Here is an 18,560-nt window from a genome sequence, read left to right as displayed (position 1 = left end):
GCCCACCGCCCCGACCTCCTGCGCGACCCCGACCCCGCCCTCGTCCGCAAACTCGTCGACGCCGCCCGCGGCCACGCCACCATGGTCACCCTCGCCCCCGAACTCCCCGGCGGCCTCGATTCCGTCCGCATGCTCGCCGACCTCGGCGTCATCGCCGCCATCGGCCACACCGACTCCGACTACCCCACCACCCTCCGGGCCGTCGACGCCGGCGCCACCGTCGCCACCCACCTCTTCAACGCCATGCCCGGCATCGCCCACCGCGCCCCCGGCCCCATCGTCGCCCTCCTCGAGGACGACCGCGTCACCGTCGAACTGATCAACGACGGCGTCCACCTCCACCCCTCCGTCCTCGACCTCGCCTACCGCACCGCCGGCCCCACCCGCGTCGCCCTGATCACCGACGCCATGGGCGCCGCCGGCATGGGCGACGGCCTCTACCCCCTCGGCCCCCTCCAGGTCGAAGTCAAGGACGGCGTCGCGCGGCTGGTCGAGGGCGGGGCGATCGCGGGCTCCACCCTCACCCTGGACGTGGCGTTCAAGCGCTCGGTGACCGTCAACGGCCTGACCCTCCGGCAGGCCGTCGAGTCGCTGTCCGCCACCCCCGCCCGGCTGCTCGGCCTCAGCGACTCCATCGGCTCGCTGGAGGCCGGCAAGCTCGCCGACCTCGTCGTGGTCGACTCCGAGACCTACGACCTGGTCGCCGTCATGCGCCACGGCCGCTGGATCGTCGGCGGCGACGCCTTCCCCACCGTGAAACCCGCCTGACCAGCGACGACGGCAACGGCAACGGCCGCCCTCCCCCACGGGGACGGGCGGCCGCTTCGCGTTCGGGCTCGGTCGCTCAGCCGTTCGGCTCGATGGTGATCTGGTCGATCAGGATCGGCCCGGACGGCACCGTGAACGTCACCGAGTTCGACCCGGCCTGGAACTGCGGCAGTATCCAGGTGGTGAACCAGGAGGACGCCGGGTCCTTGCTGCCGGGCGTCCAGTTCTTGTACGACAGCCCGTTCGGCCAGTCCTTGCCGTTCACCGAGGCCGCGCCCTGCACGAGCCCGCCGGTGTTGTTGTACCGCACGGTCAGCTTGTACGTCCCGGCCGTGGCGATCTCGCCGTTCCAGGTCACCGAACCGCCCGGCTGAAGCGTCAGGTAGCTGCCGTCGGCGGACTTGGCGCCCTTGACGCTGTTGGCGGCCGGCGCGTTCTGCCCCTGCAGCTGCCCGGCGTCCACGGTGGAGGGGCCGGCCGCGACGGTGGCGCTCGCCGACGGCGAGCCCGTCCCGGTCGGGCCGGTCGGCCCGGTGCCCGTGGGCGCGGGCGGGGCGGTGGTCGCGGTGCCGCCCTTGGCGTTCTTGCCGCTGTCCGGGTCGCCGGTGGAGAGCGCTATCCCCGCGCCGATCGCGATGGCCGCGACCACGGCGACGGCGCCGATCACCGCGCCCTTGCTCCGGCCGCTGCTGCGGGGCTCCTCGCCCGGCTGCGGCCGGGAGTGCTCGGCGTAGCGGCCGGGCTGGCTCGGCGCGGCGCCGTACTCGGCCTGCTGCGGCGCACCCGGCTGACCGTACGGCGCCTGCGGCTGGCCGCCCGGGTGCCCGTACGGCTGCTGCGCGCGCGTCGGCGCCTGCTGGTAGTGCTGGCCGTACTGCGCCCGCCCGACCTCCATCGGGCGGCTGTACGGCGTCCGGGGGACTCCCTGCTGCGGCTCGGCCGGCTGCCCGGTGGAGCCGTCGGCCGGACGGTAGAGGTAGCCGAACGGGTCGTCGTCCTCCGGGGCACCGCCCCCCTGGCCCTCGGGCACTCCGTTGCTGCCGGCGGTCGTCACGGTGGTCTGCTCCCCCATCCGGTGCGCGCCGCCGGGCTGCGGGCGGCGCAGATCATGGACGCTGTCGTCCCGGGAACCCTACCTGTCGTACCTGACCGCGGGGAAAGACCCCTTGACAACTCGCGGGTAGCCAGGGCCGGCCCGCCGTCGCGGCGCCTGCGGAGCGTACCGTCCGCACCCGTACGGCCTCAGCCGGCCCGCCGGTGCGAGCGCTCGCCGCGCGCACCGCGCACCGCCCCGCCCCGGGCCCGCTTCTCGTCGTACATCCGCTCGTCCGCGGTGTGCAGCACCTCCTCGATGCTCATCCCGCAGCCGGCCCAGCCGATCCCGAGGCTCACCCCGACCCGCATCGCCCGCCCGTCGATCCGCATCGGCGGGATGATCGCGTTGCGCAGCCGGTGGGCGAGGTCCTTGGCCTCCTCGCGGCCGATGCCGTCGGCCAGCACCACGAACTCGTCGCCGCCGAGCCGGGCCACGGTGTCGCCGTCCCGGACGGCCTGGCTCAGCCGCCGGGCGACCTCGACCAGCACCGCGTCGCCCGCGTTGTGGCCGAACCGGTCGTTGATCGACTTGAAGCCGTCCAGGTCGCAGAAGAGCACGGCGAGCCCCTTGTCCGCCGCGGCCGCGCCGCCGGAGCGGAACGGCGCGGACCAGACCTCGCCGCCCGGGCCGTGGTCCGCCGGGACGACCGCGTGCACGTGCTCGCCGTAGCCGGGGGCGAGGCCGGGCGGCGGTCCGCCGTCCGGCAGCCCGTAGCCGTGCACCTGCGCGGCGTACGGGTCCGCGCCCTCCAGCCCGTCGTGGGCCGCGTGCGCGCTGTAGGAGTCGGCCGGGTAGCCGTACGGCGGGGGGTAGGCCGCCTCGGCCGGGCCGGCGGCGGCGCCGACCCGTTGCGGCAGGGCGCAGAGCCGGCGGGCCAGCCGGGCCTTGAGCTCGGCGCCGTTGGGCAGGCCGGTGAGCGCGTCGTGGCTGGCCCGGTGGGCGAGCTGGAACTCGTGCCGCTTGCGGTCCTCGATGTCCTCCACGTGGGTGAGCAGGAAGCTCGGCCCCTCGGCCGCGTCCGCCACGATCGAGTTGCGCAGGCAGACCCACTGGTAGCCGCCGTCCCGGCGGGACAGCCGCAGTTCCGCCCGGCCGCTCTCGGCGCTGGTGCGCTCCAGCAGCGCGCGGTCCTCGGGGTGGACGAGGTCGGCGAAGCTCTGCTGGCGCAGCACCGCGCGGGGGCGGCCGAGCAGCCGGCACAGCGCGTCGTTGACCCTGGTCAGCTGGCCGCGCCCGGCGCCGTGCAGTTCGGTGATGGCCATCCCGCTGGGCGCGTACTCGAAGGCCTGGCGGAAGCTCTCCTCGCTGGCCCGCAGCGCCTGCTGCTCCTTCTCCAGGCGGGCCAGCGCGCGCTGCATCTCGGCCCGCAGCCGGGCGTTGCCGATCGCGATCGAAGCCTGCAGGGAGAACATCTCCAGCGCCTCGCGGGTCCAGGCCCCGGGCCGCTTGCCGCTGCGCGGGCGGTCCACCGAGAGCACCCCGAGCAGGTCGCCGCCGGCGCTGTACATCGGGGCGAGCAGCCCGTCGGCGGGGTGCCAGTCGTTGGCGTACACGGGCAGCGGGCTGTCACCGATCCATCGCGGGATGTCGCTGGCGACGGCCCAGCCGCGGTCGTAGGGCAGGAAGCGCAGGGTGCCCCAGTGGTCACTGACGCCGAGCAGCCGGTCCCAGGACTCCCGGGAGCCGACCTGGCCGAGCAGGACGGAGGGGCCACCCATCGGGCTCTCCTCGAGCTCCCAGACGGCCGCCACCACGAGGTCGCCGTCCGGGCGGACGAGGCTGACCGCGGCGGCGTCGAAGCCGAGCCCGTGCACCGCGCCCTCGACGACGGCCTGCAGCGTGCCCGCGAGGCTGCGGGCAGCGTTGAGGTCCGCCACGACCCGGTGCAAGGTGCGGAGGGTCGCGAGACGGACGTACGGCTCCGACTCGGCTTCCATGCGGGGGCTCCCCGGCTGCTTCGGATAGTTCTTGATTGGTTATCGTCCGATTGCCAGAAGAACTGAATCACAGGGAGCACAGCGTTCGGCACGCTCGGTCAGCAATAGGCCATCACTTGTGACTTAAATCACACGAGACTAATGCGTCCTTCATCAGTTCATCCGCCCCATAGCGGGACAAAAAGCGCCATCGGGATAATTCCGTGGTCGACCGCATCAGCCACGAGCTGAAGCCGGCTGCATCCCCGGTCGGCCCGGCTTCACTCCTGAGAGTGAGCCCGGACACCGGCCGTGACCCTACGACTGCCGCCGCCGGTCCTACGACCAAGGCCCGATGCCGTTCCGCGCGAGTGACGACTACCGTGCGGTACGTGCACCCGTCCCCGCAGCCCGAAGCTGCCCCCCACGCCACGCCCGACGAGTTCCGGGCAGCTCTCTCCCAGCTCGCCTCCGGCGTGAGCCTGGTGACCCTCCACGACCCGGAGGACGGCGAGGACGTCGGCATGACCGCCACGTCCTTCCTCTCGGTGTCGCTGGAGCCGCCGCTGGTGCTGATCTCGGTCCGCGAGGACTCCCGGATGGACGAGGTGCTCTCCCGGGTCGACACCTGGGCGGTCTCGGTGCTGACGGAGGCGCAGAAGACGCTCGGCTCGCGGTTCGCCATGAAGGGCCGGCTCAGCGACCGGCTGCTGTTCGCGGACACCCCGCACCACCGCGGCCCGCGCACCGGCGCCCCGCTGATCGAGGGCGCACTGGCCACCGTCGAGTGCCGCACCGAACAGCGGATACCCGCGGGCGACCACACCCTGCTGGTCGGCCGCGTCCTGGAGGCCGCGGTGCCCGATCCCGGCGGCCGCCCGCTGCTCTACTTCCGCGGCGGCTACCGCACCCTGGGCTGAGCTACTCGCCGCCGCGCTGCGGCCGGCGGCCCTGCTTCAGCTCGGAGCGGTGCCGCTTGTTGAACAGCCGCCGCTCGACCATCCCCCGGCTCGGCCTGGTGGCCCGCCGGGCCTTCGGCGGCGGCGCGCACGCCTCGGTCAGCAGCGCCGACAGCCGGGCCGCGGCCGCCTCCCGGTTGCGCCACTGCGAGCGGAACTCCGAGGCGTGGACCACCAGCACCCGGCCGTCCGCCAGCCGCCCGGCCAACCGCTCCAGGGCACGCTCGCGCCACACCTCGGGCAGCGCCCGGGTGGCGGCCAGGTCGAAGCGCAGCTCGACCCTGGAGTCGGAGGTGTTGACGTGCTGGCCACCGGGGCCGGAGGAACGCGAGAAGCGCCAGACGAGCTCGGCGTCGGGGACGACCACCGATCCCCGTACGCGGATGGGCTCGGGCATGCGTCCATCATCCCGCGCCCGGCCCGCCCGGTCACCCGGTTATCCGAGCCACCCACCCGGTTACCCCCGCCCGCTCCGAACCCCGACAATGGCGTACGTGATCGAGCTCGGCTACTCCCTCTCCAACCGCTTCCCCGACCCCCCGCAGACGGACTACCGCACCGCGTCCGTGCACGCCCTGCGGTACGACCTGTTCTGCGGCGACGTCTACCTGGACGCGGAGGGCGCGGAGCTGTCCACCGCCTGGGGCTGGGTGCCGGTGCTCGACTTCGCCTGGGCGCTGTGCGACATCGCCGAGCACCTGGACCGCGACCCGGACGGCAGCCGGGCCGCCCGGGTGCAGACCGCCGACCTGGACTTCACCCAGAACACAGAGCTGCTGCGCTTCGCCCGCCGCTTCAACTGGGTCGAGGTCACCGCGACCTGGCTGCCCGACGAGCCCCCGGCCGTGATCCGGCACAGCGACCTGCGCCGCGAGGCCCGGGACTTCCTCCAGGACACCCTCGCCGACCTCTGCGACATGCACCCCGACCTGGCCGACAACCCGAACATCTGGTCACTGCAGGGCCGTTTCCGGCGGATCTGACCACCGCATTGCCTGGCCTTTGCCCCGTATTGGCATTGTCCCGGATTGGCATCCACGAAGAATTCACGACCCCTGCGGAACCAAGCCGCCGGGGCATCGCGTTGTCCGGGAAAAAGCGCACGAAGTGAACGAAGGGACTGCAATCGCATGCCAGTGAGCCTCTCCAAGGGTGGCAACGTCTCGCTGACCAAGGAGGCCCCCGGCCTGTCCGCGGTCACCGTCGGCCTGGGCTGGGACGTCCGCACCACGACCGGCGCCGAGTTCGACCTCGACGCCAGCGCGATCGTGCTGAACGCGGACGGCAAGGTGCTGTCCAACGCCCATTTCGTCTTCTTCAACAACACCAGCACGCCGGACAGCACCGTCGTGCACACCGGTGACAACCGCACCGGCGAGGGCGCGGGGGACGACGAGTCGATCAACGTCAACCTGACCGGCCTCCCGGCCGAGGCCGTCAAGATCACCTTCCCGGTCACCATCTACGACGGCGTCGCCCGCGGCCAGAGCTTCGGCCAGGTCCGCAACGCCCACATCCGTGTGGTGAACGCCGCCGGCGGCACCGAGATCGCCCGCTACGACCTCTCCGAGGACGCCGCAACCGAGACCGCGATGATCTTCGGCGAGCTCTACCGCAACGGCAGCGAGTGGAAGTTCCGCGCCGTCGGCCAGGGCTACGCCTCCGGCCTGGCGGGCATCGCCCAGGACTTCGGCGTCCAGCTCTGACGCACCGCCGGCAACGCCGCGGCGCGGGAAGTCGGTCCGGCCGACTTCCCGCGCCGCGGCGTTCCTGCCGGACTCAGCGCGAGGCGCGCAGCTCCGGCAGCTGGATCAGCTCGGTCTCGTCCTCCGGCGTCAGGTCCACCACCGTCGGCTCGGCCTGCTCCGGCCGGTCGACCGGCTGCACCGTCCGCGTCCCGTCCTGCGCCGCAGCCTCGGCAGCCTCAGCAGCCGCCTCAGCCGCCCGGGCGTCGGCCTCGGCCTTGGCGGCCACCGCCTCGTCGCCCACCACGTCCGCCAGGTCGGCCCGCTCGCCCAGTTCGGCGACGCTGCCCACCGCCGGCGCCGGGGCCACCGGCCGCACCCCCGCACCCGAGCCGCGGCCGAAGAAGCTGAAACCCTGCCCGCGCGTCTGCCCGGACTGCGCCACCCGAGGCCGCTGCCGCTCCACCGGAGTCGGCGCCGCGACCGGAACGACCGACGTCCCGCCGAGCGGACCGACCGTCGCGGTCAGCGCCGGACGCACCGGCGCGGGCCGCACCGACGGCTTGGCCGCCGACGGCTCGGCCACGGACCGCTCAGCCGCGGACCGCTCGGCGACCGGCGCCTGAGCCGGCGTGGGCACCGCGGGCGCCACCGGCGCCGGCACGGCCACCGGCGCGGGCGCCGGGGCAGCCTGCGCGGCCGGGGCGGTACGCGCCCGCAACGCGACCTCCGCGCCCGCCGTACGCTCCCGCCGCGCCTCCTGCTCCGCCGCGCGGCGCTCCAGCAGCCGCAGCACGGCCGCCGCGCGCACGAAGGCGGCCGGACTGGCCGGGTACTTGGGACGGCTCGCCGCGAGGGCCCGCTGGGCCGCCTCGGCCTCCTTGAGCGCCTGCTCGGCCACCGACACGGCCCGCTCCCGCAGCAGCCGGGCGATCTCCGTCTCGGCCTTCGCCAGCCGCGACTTCTCCGCCGTCAGCCGCCGCCCGAACCGGGTGGCCCGCTCCTCGGCGACCTCCGCCGCGTACTCGGCCTCCGCCAGCTGTTCCTCGAACCGCTCCTCGGCCCGCAGCCGCTGCGCCGCGGACATCTCGGCGGCCGCCCGGGCCGTCTTGTCCCGCTGCCGCAGCAGCAGCGCGAAGCCGAGCGTCGCGATCACCGCCGCGACGCCCACCGAGCGCACCAGGATGGCGTCCTGACTGAAAAGCAGAGCGGCCAGTGCGGCGACCAGCAGTACGCCGGCGGCGGTGGGGGGAAAGACCCGGCCGAGGACGGAGGAATGACGGTGGCGTCCGCGAGACATGCCAAGAAACTAGCGTGCGAATTGGGGCCCTGTCAGCCCAGGGTCCTCTTCTGCCCTTGACAGGGTGCGGTTTCTCCCGCACGTGCCCGCGTTCTCACCCAAGATCACGAAGCTCGAGATCACGAAGAAGGACCCGCTCAACCCGCTCGACCCGCTCAGCGGTGCGACGCCGCCGGACCGCCCGGGTCGTCGTGGTTCTCCGGCAGCTTGCAGACGTGCTGGACCCAGAGCGCGGCGGCGATCACCGCGGCCCCCGCCAGCACCGCGAACCCGGCCGTGACGGCCTGGTCCTTGCGGGCCGACACGTCCAGCTCGCCCAGCAGGTAGATCCCCGCGCCCGCGTAGACGCCGGTGACCACCGCCGCGACCAGCGCGCTGGCCTGCCCCAGCACCACCGCCCGGGCGGCCAGCAGCGGGTCGACGCCCTTGGCGCCGGGCTGGCGCTCGCGCGCCGCCTTCAACCGGGACCGCAGGGACAGCGCGGTCGCCAGCAGGATCACCGCCACCGCCGCCAGCACCACCGGCGCCGCGCCCGGCACGGCCGGCAGCGTGTCCAGGGAGGCCCACAGCTTGGAGCCGGCCCAGGACAGCGCCGTCGTGGCCGCGGTGATGCCGATCAGCAGGCGGAGGCGAAGCAGCTTCACTCGGAGGGGGTCCTTCCCGGGGTACCAGAGCCGACCGGCCGCCCGGTGACCCGACGCGGCGGCGCCAGGCCACCGTACCGGGCCCGGCCGGGCGGACACCCGCACGAACGGCGGACACCTACTCGTACGGCCGGGCCCCCGGCCGAGTTCCCCGGCGCACGGCCGCGAGCGCCTACTCCGGCAGCGTCAGCCGGATGTCCTCGCGGCGCTTCACGCCCTGCGCGTCCGGCCCGCCGAGCGCGTGCAGCAGCGCGTCGACCCGCCCGTGCCCGGGCACCTCGGCCTCCGGCTGGGCGTCCAGCCACGGAGCGAGTACGAAGGCCCGCTCGTGCGAGCGCGGGTGCGGCAGCAGCAGCTGCGGGTCGTCGCTGAGGACGCCCTCGTAGGCCAGGATGTCGACGTCCAGGGTGCGCGGGCCCCAGTGGACGGTCCGCACCCGCCCGAAGGCGTCCTCGATCGCGTTGCCGCGTTCCAGCAGGTCCTGCGGGGGCAGGGAGGTGCGCAGCACCACGACCGCGTTGTAGTAGTTCGGCTGTTCCTCGGGGCCGCCGAGGGCCGCGGTCTCGTAGACCGCGGAGACGGCCTTGATCTTCAGCCCGGGGGTGTCGGCGAGCGCGTCCACGGCGCCCTGGAGGGTGTCCAGCCGGTTGCCCAGGTTGCTGCCGAGCGCGATCACCGCGCAGCGCTGGCTGTGCAGCGTGGTGTCGGCGGAGTCCACCCGGCTCTCCAGGTCGAACGCGTTCGGCGGGGCGATCGGGTCGCTGGTGCTCATGCGCCCGCCTCGTTTCGCTGGGCAGGGGCGGTCGCCCCTGCGCGCCGCTCGACGGGTCGCTTGTTTCGCTCGCTCACTCGAAAGATTCCCTCTGCATCGGGTACCGGGCGCGCGGTGGGGGTCATGCGCGGCCCCGGTGGATGGTCACGGTCACGTCGTCGAACGGCACGGTGATCGGGGCGTCCGGCTTGTGCACCGTGACCTCGACCTCCTCGACCGCTTCGTGCTTGAGGCACTGGTCGGCGATGCGCTGGGCCAGGGTCTCGATCAGGTCGACGGGTTCACCGGCGATGATCGCGGTGACCTCCTCGGCCACGATGCCGTAGTGCGCCGTGCGGGTGAGGTCGTCTCCGGACGCGGCGGGGCGGGTGTCCAGGTACAGCACGAGATCGACCACGAAGGTCTGGCCCTCGACGCGCTCGCGTTCGAAGACGCCGTGGTGGCCCCGGGCTCGCAGCCCCCGCAGGGTGACGCGGTCCAGCAAACGAATCACTGCTCCCAGTCGGACGGGCCCCGCCCGGACGAAGGCATGGACGGGCAGGGCGAAGGCGGGCAGCACGCCCGCCACTCCGTTTCGAATCTACCCGTGAGCACGGACAACGCCTGACCGTCCTACCCGGCGGCAAACGACGCCACGCGCACCGCAATGGCGATTGACGTGAACGTTCGGTGGCCACTCGGCAATTCCCGGGCGGCCGCCCGGCGCCGTCTCCCCGCGGCGGCCGGGATCAGTCGTCGTCGTCCTCGTCGCCGCTGGTCAGAACGGGTGAACCGTGGTGCGACCAGAGCTTCCACCCGGCCGGGGTACGGCGGAACAGGTTCGTCGAGACCACCTTCCCGCCGACCAGCGGTCCGAGCTCGCCCTCCTCCTCCGCCTCGCCGCCGGACAGGATGTTCTCGGTGCACGTGACAAGGGCCACATCACCGTGCACCTCGGCCTCGACATCGGTCAGGAAGAACTGGATGTACTCCGTGTTCGCCATGATCAGCATGTACGAGCGGGTCACCTGGGCCCGCCCCCGCAGCACCGGCCAGCCGGGGTGCACGCACACCACGCCGCCCTTGTCGTCGGCGTCCCCGGCGCCCAGCCAGGCCTCCTCGACCGCTTCCAGGTCCCCCCGCTCCAACGCCTCGTACAGTCCTCGGTTCGCCGCGAGCACCGCTTCCAGGTCCGCCTCGCGGGCCCGTCCGGCCGTACCGCCGCTCAACCTGCCGTCACCTGTCACAGACCCTCCCTCGCCCGCCCTCCGCGTCCGCCTTCGGGCCGGAGGGGCCCAACCGTGCCGCGCGCTGCCAGGCGGCGACCACCCGGACGGCGTCCGCCGTGCCGGACACGTCGTGCACCCGCACCGCCCAGGCTCCCGCCTGCGCCGACAGCACCGACACCGCGGCCGTCGCGTCGTCGCGCTCCCGGGCCGGGCGCAGTTCCCCGGTTGCCGGGTCGGCGAGCAGCGTACCCAGGAACCGCTTGCGCGAAGCCGCCACGAGGACGGGACGGCCGAGCGCGGTGAGCGCGTCCAGCCGGCCGAGCAGCGCCCAGTTGTGCTCGGCGGTCTTCGCGAAGCCGAGCCCGGGGTCGAGGATCAGCTGGTCCTCCTTGACCCCGGCCGCCAGCAGCGCGTCCACCCGGTCGGTCAGCTCGGCGACCACGTCGCGCACCACGTCGCCGTAGACCGCCAGCTTCTCCATGTCGGCGGACTGCCCCCGCCAGTGCATCACCACGAAGGGCGCGCCGGTCTCCGCGACCACCCGGGCCATCGCCGGGTCGGCGAGCCCGCCGGAGACGTCGTTGACGATCACGGCGCCGGCCGCCACGGCCTGCTCGGCGACCGAGGCGCGCATGGTGTCCACGGAGACCGCCACCCCGGCGTCGACGAGCTCACGCACCACCGGGACCACCCGGCGCAGCTCCTCGTCCTCCGGCACCCGCTGCGAGCCCGGCCGGGTGGACTCACCCCCCACGTCCACCAGGTCCGCGCCGCGGGCCCGCAGCGCGAGGCCGTGCGCGATCGCCTTGGCGGGGTCGTGCCAGAGTCCGCCGTCCGAGAAGGAGTCGGGCGTCACGTTGACCACGCCCATCACGGCGCAGCGTTCGAGCCGCGGCAGACCGGCCGGCAGGGAGAAGGACGGCGAAGTGCTCATGCCTCCCATTATCGAACGCGGCCCCCGCCGGGGATTCCCGGCGGGGGCCGTGTGCACTGCCCGAGTGCCTCAGGCGGCCTCGGTGACGTCGCGGGTCGACGGGACCGGCATCAGGCCCTCGCGCTGGCGCTTGCGGCCGAAGCGCGGCATGCCGAGGGTGATGAACGCCTCCGCCTGCATGGCGGCGAAGCCGATCCGCGGCAGGTCCCGGGTGTTCGGGAAGACCAGGAAGCGCGGCTCCCACTCCGGCTGGAACTTCGCGTTGAACTTGTACAGCGACTCGATCTGGAACCAGCGCGACAGGAACACCAGCAGCCCGCGCCAGGCGCGCAGCACCGGGCCCGCACCGATCCGCTCACCGCGGGCCAGTGCCGAGCGGAACATCGCGAAGTTGAGCGACACCCGGCGGATGCCCATCGCGGACACCTCCTGCAGGGCTGCGACGATCAGCAGCTCGTTCAGGCCCGGATCGGCGGCGCGGTCGCGGCGCATCAGCTCCAGCGAGATGCCGTCCGGCCCCCAGGGCACGAAGTGCAGCACGGCCTTCAGGTCGTCGCCGGTCTCGCCCTCCTCCGGGTCCTTGTGGGCGGTGACCACCACGCAGTCGTCGTCCAGCGGGTCGCCGAAGCGGCCCAGCGCCATCGAGAAGCCGCGCTCGGTGTCCGTGCCGCGCCAGCGGGCGGCGGCGTCGGCGATCCGGTACTTCTCCTCGGCGGTGAGCTCGGAGACCCGGCGCACCTTGCAGGAGTAGCCGTTGCGCTCGATCCGCTTGACCATCTGGCGGACGTTGCGCATGGCACGGCCGGAGAGCGAGAAGGCGGAGGTGTCGACGATGGCCTCGTCGCCCAGCTCCAGCGCGTCCAGGCCCGCCTCCCGGGTCCACACCTCGCCGCCGACCTCGCTGCAGCCCATCACGGCCGGCACCCAGGCGTGCTCGCGGGCCTCGGCCATGAACACCTTGATCGCGCCCGGCCAGGCCTCGACGTCGCCGACCGGGTCGCCGGAGGCGAGCATCACGCCGGAGACCACCCGGTAGGAGATCGCGGCCTTGCCGGTGGGGGAGAACAGCACGCTCTTGTCGCGGCGCAGCGCGAAGTAGCCGAGCGAGTCGCGCTCGCCGTGCCGCGCCAGCAGCGCGCGGACCTTCTCCTCGTCCTCCGCGGTGAGCTCGGGCTTCGGCTTGCCGGGACGCAGCGCCAGGTAGGCGGTAGTGAAGGCGGTCAGCAGGCCGAGCCCGCCGAGCAGGTAGGCGACCAGGTCGGACATCCGCTCATTGGTGTAGCGGATCGGGCCCTCGAAGCCGAACAGTCCGTACCCGACGTGCTGCAGCCGCTCGGTCAGGCCCGGGTGGCCGATCTCGTACTTGGTGCGGGTGCTCACGATCAGCAGGCCGAGCAGCACGCTGAGGAAGCCCATGACGATCAGGTTGACGGCCGCGCGCCAGCGGGTCCGCGGGTCGGCCTTGGCGTAGAACTCGCGCTGGTGCACCAGCATCACCGCGAACACGACCAGCGAGACCACCGCCGGGCCGACCTGGTGCCAGCGCACGATGTGCAGCGCCGCGCCGAGCGGCAGCAGCACGCAGACCGCCCGCCAGGCCCGCCGCTTGCGCCGGCGCAGCGCGTGCGCGAGCGGCACCAGCAGGATGCCGACCATCAGCGTGCCGACCGCGGCCAGGCTGGTCGTGCCGCCCGGCAGCTGCCCGGCGAAGGTGTGCATCCTGGTGTGCCGGAGCTTGGGGAACACCGCACTGACGATGTCCACCAGCCCGATCAGCAGACAGGCGTAGCCGACCGCGCCCGGGAGCCAGGCCCTCGGAACGGCGGCCGCCTGGTTGCGCAGCGTCTGCAGGCCGCGGCGACGGCGCGGCGGCTGCTCGGGGCTCGGCTCAACGGACACGGGAACGCTCATGGAAGCTCAGCGTAGAGGCTGCGGTGCGGTGTCCGCTCACTCCGGGGGAGGACGCGTGATGGACCTTCATGCCTATTCCTTCATGAGGCAATGCGCATACCAAGGACCCGGAAACGGTCGGTAAACCGGGGCGGTGGGACACGCTGCGGGTTGAGCCGGCGGTGGGAGCCGGGGGGCTGCCGCAGCGTGGCGCGGCAGGACCCTCCGGGACGAGTTACGTACGGTGGACGCCGCATTCTAGGGCGCCGGTTGCCCGTGACGCCCCCGCCCTTCCGCCCCCCTCCCGAAGCGTCCGGACAGCCTAGCTGCGGTGGCCCGGGCTGACGCACCGCCAGACGATGAAGCCGCACCGACAGTGTCCCACCGGAAGGCCGACGGCATGGAACTGACCAGCGACGCGCTGGTGAACTCGCTGCTCGCGCTCGGCGCCGCGGCCCTGGTCACCACCCTGTGGATCTGGCCCCGGCTGGCGAGGCAGCGCCCGCTGCCGGTGCTCGGCCGGATCGGCCTGCTGACGGCGGTTCAGGTCTCGGTCCTCGCCGTGCTCGCGCTGTCGGTGAACAACTCCTTCGGGTTCTACACCTCCTGGGACGACCTGCTCAGCCCCGGCGGCGCCAAGCTCGCGCTGACCAGCAACGAGAACCACAAGGGCGGCACCCCGGTCGGCGACACGCTGGTCCAGCCCACCAACGAGGGCGGTCTGGAGAGCATCACCAACCTGCCGAAGGGCACGCCCGAGGAGGTCGGCAAGGTCGAGTCGGTCCGGGTCAGCGGCAAGGAGACGGGCTTCTCCGACCAGATGTTCGTCTACCTGCCGCCCGAGTACTTCGACCCGAAGTTCGCCCTGGTCCGCTTCCCCGTCCTGCTGGCCATCGCCGGCTTCCCGGGCACCACGCTGAACCTGCTCCACGAGCTCCCCTTCGCCCAGACCGCGATCGAACTGCAGCGTTCCGGCAAGATGCCGCCGACCGTCCTGGTGATGGCCCGCCCCGCGGTCGTCCCCTCCCGGGACACCGAGTGCGTGGACGTCCCCGGGGGCCCGCGGACCGAGACCTGGTTCGTCAAGGACGTCCCCGAGGCCGTCCGCAGCGCCTACCGGGTGGGCCGCACCGCCGGCTCCTGGGCGACCTTCGGCTACTCCACCGGGGGCAGCTGCGCACTGCGCCTGGCGATGCGCTTCCCGGACGTCTTCGGCAGCGCGGCGAGCCTGCACGGCGACTTCACCGTGCGCCAGGACAACTACACCAACGGCGACCTCTTCAACGGCGACAAGGCGCTGACCCAGCAGCACGACCTCGGCTGGCGGCTGCAGAACCTGCCGGTGCCGACGCTCAACCTGCTGGTGGTCTCCACCCGCAAGGAGGGCGACTACCCGCAGACCGTCCAGTTCGTCGACCAGGCGACCCAGGTGATGGCGACCAATCCGCAGTTCAGGGCCGACTCGCTCTACCTGGACGACGGCGGCCACAACTTCGACAGCTGGACCCGGGAGCTGCCGGCCTCGCTGGAGTGGCTGGGCTCACACCTGGGCTGACGGGCCCGTCCACACCCCCGCAGGCGGGGGTGTGAAGACGGGCCCTCGCTCGTGCGGGTGATTATCCGTCGGTCGGCCCGGCCGGCCGGCAGCGCGGGGGAACGTATCGCGGCCGTCCGCCCGCCGCCCGGCGGGCGCCGCCCGGATCCGCACAGGAGGCGCCGTGCTGAGCACCCGATCGCTCTTCAACGAGATCTACCGGAACGACCAGGCGTACCAGCTGTTCTGCAGCATCGCGGCCGGCGGCGAGGACCAGGGCGGCTGGGAGAACGAGCGGATCGCCGTGCTCACCCGGGATCCGGTCCTCGCCCCGAAAATCGCCCGGCACGGCGCCGACGAGCGCAAGCACGGCCGGATCTTCACCCAGCTCCTGACCAAGCGCGGCCTGCCCAAGGTGCCGGTCCCGGACGAGGCCGACTACTGCATGCTGCTGGAGCGCCAGGGCGTCGGCCTCTCGCACGAACGGCTGAACAGCGACGTTCCGCTGACCGACCGGGAGATCGTCACCTACCTCGCGCACAGCCGGGTCACCGAGCAGCGCGCCGCCGAGCAGATGCGCCAGCTGGTCAAGGCGTACGGGGACAACCCCGAGCTCGGCCGGGCGATGCGGATGATCTCCGCCGACGAGGACAACCACCTCGCGTACTGCCACGAGGAACTGCTGCGGCTGGTCGCCGAAGGCCACGGCCCGTACGTCCGGCACGCCCTGGAGACCAGCGCCCGCGGCGAGATCCGCACCCACCGGGACGTCGGACTCGCCGTCACCGCCCGGATGGCCCGGATCCTGCGCTGGCCGCGCTGGCAGCTCGCCGTCGTCACCCTCGGGGTGCACGCGCTCCACCTGTACGACCGCGCCTACGGCTGGCGCCGGATGGTCGCCCTGCGGATGCCCGAGCGCCGCAACGCACTGGGCACCCCGGCTCCGCAGCACGCGGAGCACGAGGTGCCCTGAGCCGTTCCGCCGGTGCCTGGCGGCCCTGCCTACCGGCCGATGATGAGGCTCATCGCCTCGGCCCGGGTGGCCGGGTCGCGCAGCTGGCCGCGCACGCACGAGGTGATGGTCTTGGCGCCGGGCTTGCGGATGCCGCGCATCGACATGCACATGTGCTCGCACTCGATCACGACGATCGCCCCGCGCGGCTCCAGGATCCGCATCAGCGCGTCGGCCACCTGACTGGTCAACCGCTCCTGCACCTGCGGTCGGCGGGCGTAGACGTCGACCAGCCGGGCCAGCTTGGACAGTCCGGTGATCTTGCCGCTGGTGGACGGGATGTAGCCGACGTGCGCCACGCCGCGGAACGGCACCAGGTGGTGCTCGCAGACCGACGTCAGCTCGATGTCCTTGACCAGCACCATCTCGTCGTGACCGAGGTCGAACGTGGTGGTGAGGACGTCCTCGGGCACCTGCCGCAGGCCCGCGAATATCTCCTTGTAGGCACGCGCCACCCGGGCCGGGGTCTCCAGCAGGCCCTCGCGGTCCGGGTCCTCGCCCACGGCGAGCAGCAGTTCGCGGATGGCGTTCTCGGCCCGCTTCTGGTCGAAGGCACCGACGGCGGGCGGACCGTCGAGCGTCACCGGGTCGATCATGCGGGCCTCGCTTAGATGGGGGAAGACTCTGGCTGAACAGCACGGATGCCGCGCCTCCAGGGTACAAACCCTGGTGACGCGGCATCCATTCCCTGGGGGCCGGGGCCGGATCAGCCCTCGATCGGCGGCTCGGAGGCCGGCATCGGCGGGAGCTTCACGATGTCCACCGGAGCGGCGTCCGCCGCGGCGGCGGCGCCGTTGGTGAGCGCCAGCTCCTTCGGGGACTGCACCGGGGGCCGGGTGGACGGCGTGCGACGGGAGGAGCCCGTCCAGGCCGGCCGGGCCGGGCGCTTGACGATCGGCGCGAAGATCTCGGCGATCTGCTCCTTGTTCAGGGTCTCCTTCTCCAGGAGCTCCAGAACGAGGTTGTCGAGCACGTCGCGGTTCTCGACCAGGATCTCCCAGGCCTCGTTGTGCGCGTTCTCGATGAGCTTCTTGACCTCTTCGTCGACCAGCCCGGCGACCTCTTCCGAGTAGTCGCGCTGGTGGCCCATCTCACGGCCCAGGAACGGCTCCGAGTTGTCCGAGCCGAACTTGATCGCACCGAGGCGCTCGGTCATGCCGTACTGGGTGACCATGGCCCGCGCCGTGGCGGTGGCCTTCTCGATGTCGTTCGAGGCGCCGGTGGTCGGGTCGTGGAAGACCAGTTCCTCCGCCGCGCGCCCGCCCAGCATGTAGGCCAGCTGGTCGAGCATCTCGTTGCGGGTGGTGGAGTACTTGTCCTCGTCCGGCAGCACCATGGTGTAGCCGAGGGCCCGGCCGCGGGACAGGATGGTGATCTTGTGCACCGGGTCGCTGTTGGGGCACGCCGCCGCCACCAGGGCGTGGCCGCCCTCGTGGTACGCGGTGATCTTCTTCTCCTTCTCGGACATGATCCGGGTCCGCTTCTGCGGACCGGCCACGACGCGGTCGATCGCCTCGTCCAGCGTGACGTTGTCGACCAGCTTCTTGTCCGAACGGGCGGTCAGCAGGGCGGCCTCGTTGAGGACGTTCGCCAGGTCCGCACCGGTGAAGCCGGGGGTGCGCTTGGCGACAGCCGACAGGTCGACGTCGGGCGCGACCGGCTTGCCCTTCTGGTGGACCCTGAGGATGTCCAGCCGGCCCTGGAGGTCGGGGCGCTCGACCGCGATCTGGCGGTCGAAGCGGCCCGGGCGCAGCAGCGCCGGGTCCAGGATGTCGGGGCGGTTGGTCGCGGCGATCAGGATCACGCCGCCCTTGACGTCGAAGCCGTCCATCTCGACCAGCAGCTGGTTGAGGGTCTGCTCGCGCTCGTCGTGGCCGCCGCCCAGGCCCGCACCGCGGTGCCGGCCGACGGCGTCGATCTCGTCGACGAAGACGATCGCCGGGGCGTTCGCCTTGGCCTGCTCGAAGAGGTCGCGGACGCGGCTGGCACCGACACCGACGAACATCTCGACGAAGTCCGAGCCGGAGATGGAGTAGAACGGCACCCCGGCCTCGCCCGCGACGGCGCGCGCCAGCAGGGTCTTGCCGGTACCGGGCGGACCGTAGAGCAGCACGCCCTTGGGGATCTTGGCGCCGACGGCCTGGAACTTGGCCGGCTCCTGCAGGAACTCCTTGATCTCGTGGAGCTCCTCGACCGCCTCGTCCGCACCCGCCACGTCGGCGAAGGTGGTCTTCGGGGTGTCCTTGGTGAGCAGCTTGGCCTTCGACTTGCCGAACTGCATGACGCGGGAGCCGCCGCCCTGCATCTGGTTCATCAGGAAGAGGAAGACCAGGACGATGATCACGATCGGGAGCATCGACAGCAGCAGGCTGACGAAGGTGCTCTGCTTCTCCGGGCTGACGGTGTAGCCCTCGGCGAGCGTGCTCGCGTCCTTGTCGTTGATCTGGGCCTGCAGCTTGTCGGCGATCGCGACGCCCTGGTCGCCGATGTACGAGGCCTGGAACTTGCTGCCGGACGGGGTCTTGCCCGTGCCGGCGTTGGGCAGCGTTGCGCCGTCCTTCAGCTGGATCTTGATCGTGTTCGAGTCACCAGTGGTGATCTGCGCCGACTTGACATTGTGCGCGTCGATCGCCGCGACCACCTGACCGGTGTCCACCGTCTTGTAGCCGTTCGAATCCGAAACGACCTGCATCAAGACGATGACGGCGAGGACGGCCAGCACGATCCACATGATCGGCGCACGGAAGTATCGCTTGACGTCCATCCATGCGGGGCGTTGCCGCCCCGTCCCTCCTGCCACTCAGCGGCGCCGTGGGGCTGTGAGCCGCGGCGCATCCGGTCG

General features: G+C 72.5%; 18 protein-coding genes. 6 read left to right on the top strand and 12 right to left on the bottom strand.

Features of this window, described 5'->3' with window-relative positions; genetic code table 11:
- Positions 1-768, top strand: a 768-nt coding sequence (locus AC0B61_RS32745) for an N-acetylglucosamine-6-phosphate deacetylase (protein WP_471745440.1), incomplete at its 5' end; no start/stop codon positions are given.
- Positions 769-844: 76 nt separating this feature from the next.
- Here AC0B61_RS32745 and AC0B61_RS32740 read toward each other — a convergent pair.
- Positions 845-1,822 (bottom strand): hypothetical protein, encoded by a 978-nt coding sequence (locus AC0B61_RS32740; protein ID WP_471745438.1) that lies wholly within the window; start codon positions 1,820-1,822, stop codon positions 845-847.
- A 188-nt stretch (positions 1,823-2,010) separates the two neighbouring features.
- Positions 2,011-3,801, bottom strand: a complete 1,791-nt coding sequence (locus AC0B61_RS32735) for a GGDEF domain-containing protein (protein ID WP_471745436.1) — start codon at positions 3,799-3,801, stop codon at positions 2,011-2,013.
- Between the two features lie 371 nt (positions 3,802-4,172).
- Here AC0B61_RS32735 and AC0B61_RS32730 point away from each other — a divergent pair, with 371 nt between their 5' ends.
- The gene (locus tag AC0B61_RS32730) at positions 4,173-4,700 is read left to right on the top strand and encodes a flavin reductase family protein (RefSeq protein ID WP_471745434.1); all 528 of its coding nucleotides are present in this window, start codon (positions 4,173-4,175) and stop codon (positions 4,698-4,700) included.
- 1 nt (position 4,701) lies between these two features.
- Here AC0B61_RS32730 and arfB read toward each other — a convergent pair whose 3' ends face one another.
- Positions 4,702-5,136, bottom strand: coding sequence for an alternative ribosome rescue aminoacyl-tRNA hydrolase ArfB (gene arfB, locus AC0B61_RS32725; protein WP_471745432.1), 435 nt, complete (start codon positions 5,134-5,136; stop codon positions 4,702-4,704).
- 88 nt (positions 5,137-5,224) lie between these two features.
- Between arfB and AC0B61_RS32720 the strand changes: the two genes are divergently transcribed.
- Together AC0B61_RS32720 and AC0B61_RS32715 are read left to right on the top strand one after the other, a co-directional pair.
- Positions 5,225-5,722, top strand: coding sequence for a hypothetical protein (locus tag AC0B61_RS32720; RefSeq protein WP_471745430.1), 498 nt, complete (start codon positions 5,225-5,227; stop codon positions 5,720-5,722).
- 147 nt (positions 5,723-5,869) lie between these two features.
- Positions 5,870-6,445 carry a TerD family protein gene (locus AC0B61_RS32715; RefSeq protein WP_471745428.1) on the top strand — a complete coding sequence of 192 codons (576 nt, stop codon included), beginning with the start codon at positions 5,870-5,872 and terminating at the stop codon, positions 6,443-6,445.
- Positions 6,446-6,518: 73 nt separating this feature from the next.
- Here the strand turns inward: AC0B61_RS32715 and AC0B61_RS32710 are convergent, their stop codons facing one another.
- From AC0B61_RS32710 to AC0B61_RS32680, 7 genes are all read right to left on the bottom strand, one after another.
- Complete coding sequence (locus AC0B61_RS32710) at positions 6,519-7,724, bottom strand: hypothetical protein (RefSeq protein WP_471745427.1); 1,206 nt, start codon at positions 7,722-7,724, stop codon at positions 6,519-6,521.
- Between the two features lie 155 nt (positions 7,725-7,879).
- Complete coding sequence (locus tag AC0B61_RS32705) at positions 7,880-8,368, bottom strand: DUF3180 domain-containing protein (protein WP_471745426.1); 489 nt, start codon at positions 8,366-8,368, stop codon at positions 7,880-7,882.
- 172 nt (positions 8,369-8,540) lie between these two features.
- Positions 8,541-9,140: a 2-amino-4-hydroxy-6-hydroxymethyldihydropteridine diphosphokinase gene (gene folK, locus AC0B61_RS32700; protein WP_471745424.1), complete on the bottom strand. Its 600-nt coding sequence runs from the start codon at positions 9,138-9,140 to the stop codon at positions 8,541-8,543.
- A gap of 121 nt (positions 9,141-9,261) precedes the next feature.
- Entirely contained in the window at positions 9,262-9,621 is a 360-nt protein-coding gene (gene folB / locus AC0B61_RS32695; RefSeq protein ID WP_030059580.1) for a dihydroneopterin aldolase, read from the bottom strand.
- 247 nt (positions 9,622-9,868) lie between these two features.
- Complete coding sequence (locus AC0B61_RS32690) at positions 9,869-10,348, bottom strand: nuclear transport factor 2 family protein (RefSeq protein WP_471745422.1); 480 nt, start codon at positions 10,346-10,348, stop codon at positions 9,869-9,871.
- Between the two features lie 7 nt (positions 10,349-10,355).
- On the bottom strand, positions 10,356-11,282 hold the full coding sequence (gene folP, locus AC0B61_RS32685) for a dihydropteroate synthase (RefSeq protein ID WP_471745420.1): 927 nt from the start codon (positions 11,280-11,282) through the stop codon (positions 10,356-10,358).
- A gap of 69 nt (positions 11,283-11,351) precedes the next feature.
- Positions 11,352-13,193: a phosphatidylglycerol lysyltransferase domain-containing protein gene (locus tag AC0B61_RS32680; protein WP_471745419.1), complete on the bottom strand. Its 1,842-nt coding sequence runs from the start codon at positions 13,191-13,193 to the stop codon at positions 11,352-11,354.
- 379 nt (positions 13,194-13,572) lie between these two features.
- On the opposite strand from AC0B61_RS32680, the gene AC0B61_RS32675 reads away from it, so the two are divergent.
- Positions 13,573-14,727, top strand: coding sequence for an alpha/beta hydrolase (locus AC0B61_RS32675; RefSeq protein ID WP_471745417.1), 1,155 nt, complete (start codon positions 13,573-13,575; stop codon positions 14,725-14,727).
- 163 nt (positions 14,728-14,890) lie between these two features.
- On the top strand, positions 14,891-15,679 hold the full coding sequence (locus AC0B61_RS32670) for a ferritin-like domain-containing protein (RefSeq protein ID WP_471745416.1): 789 nt from the start codon (positions 14,891-14,893) through the stop codon (positions 15,677-15,679).
- Between the two features lie 29 nt (positions 15,680-15,708).
- On the opposite strand, the gene folE is transcribed toward AC0B61_RS32670, so the two are convergent.
- Together folE and ftsH are read right to left on the bottom strand one after the other, a co-directional pair.
- Positions 15,709-16,314: a GTP cyclohydrolase I FolE gene (gene folE / locus AC0B61_RS32665; protein ID WP_471745414.1), complete on the bottom strand. Its 606-nt coding sequence runs from the start codon at positions 16,312-16,314 to the stop codon at positions 15,709-15,711.
- Between the two features lie 110 nt (positions 16,315-16,424).
- Positions 16,425-18,482, bottom strand: a complete 2,058-nt coding sequence (ftsH, locus tag AC0B61_RS32660; protein WP_471745412.1) for an ATP-dependent zinc metalloprotease FtsH — start codon at positions 18,480-18,482, stop codon at positions 16,425-16,427.
- Positions 18,483-18,560 lie beyond the last annotated feature (78 nt).

The organism is Kitasatospora sp. NPDC023385 (genome assembly GCF_055664045.1).
The sequence above is the reverse complement of the archived record's forward strand: the minus strand, read 5'-3'. Positions and strand labels throughout refer to the sequence as shown.

Coding starts and splice junctions, on each gene's coding strand:
- AC0B61_RS32735 (WP_471745436.1), bottom strand. CDS start 3,801: ATGGAAGCCGAGTCGGAGCCGTACGTCCGTCTCGCGACCCTCCGCACC.
- arfB (WP_471745432.1), bottom strand. CDS start 5,136: ATGCCCGAGCCCATCCGCGTACGGGGATCGGTGGTCGTCCCCGACGCC.
- AC0B61_RS32720 (WP_471745430.1), top strand. CDS start 5,225: ATGGCGTACGTGATCGAGCTCGGCTACTCCCTCTCCAACCGCTTCCCC.
- AC0B61_RS32715 (WP_471745428.1), top strand. CDS start 5,870: ATGCCAGTGAGCCTCTCCAAGGGTGGCAACGTCTCGCTGACCAAGGAG.
- AC0B61_RS32710 (WP_471745427.1), bottom strand. CDS start 7,724: ATGTCTCGCGGACGCCACCGTCATTCCTCCGTCCTCGGCCGGGTCTTT.
- folK (WP_471745424.1), bottom strand. CDS start 9,140: ATGAGCACCAGCGACCCGATCGCCCCGCCGAACGCGTTCGACCTGGAG.
- folP (WP_471745420.1), bottom strand. CDS start 11,282: ATGAGCACTTCGCCGTCCTTCTCCCTGCCGGCCGGTCTGCCGCGGCTC.
- AC0B61_RS32680 (WP_471745419.1), bottom strand. CDS start 13,193: ATGAGCGTTCCCGTGTCCGTTGAGCCGAGCCCCGAGCAGCCGCCGCGC.
- AC0B61_RS32675 (WP_471745417.1), top strand. CDS start 13,573: ATGGAACTGACCAGCGACGCGCTGGTGAACTCGCTGCTCGCGCTCGGC.
- folE (WP_471745414.1), bottom strand. CDS start 16,314: ATGATCGACCCGGTGACGCTCGACGGTCCGCCCGCCGTCGGTGCCTTC.
- ftsH (WP_471745412.1), bottom strand. CDS start 18,482: ATGGACGTCAAGCGATACTTCCGTGCGCCGATCATGTGGATCGTGCTG.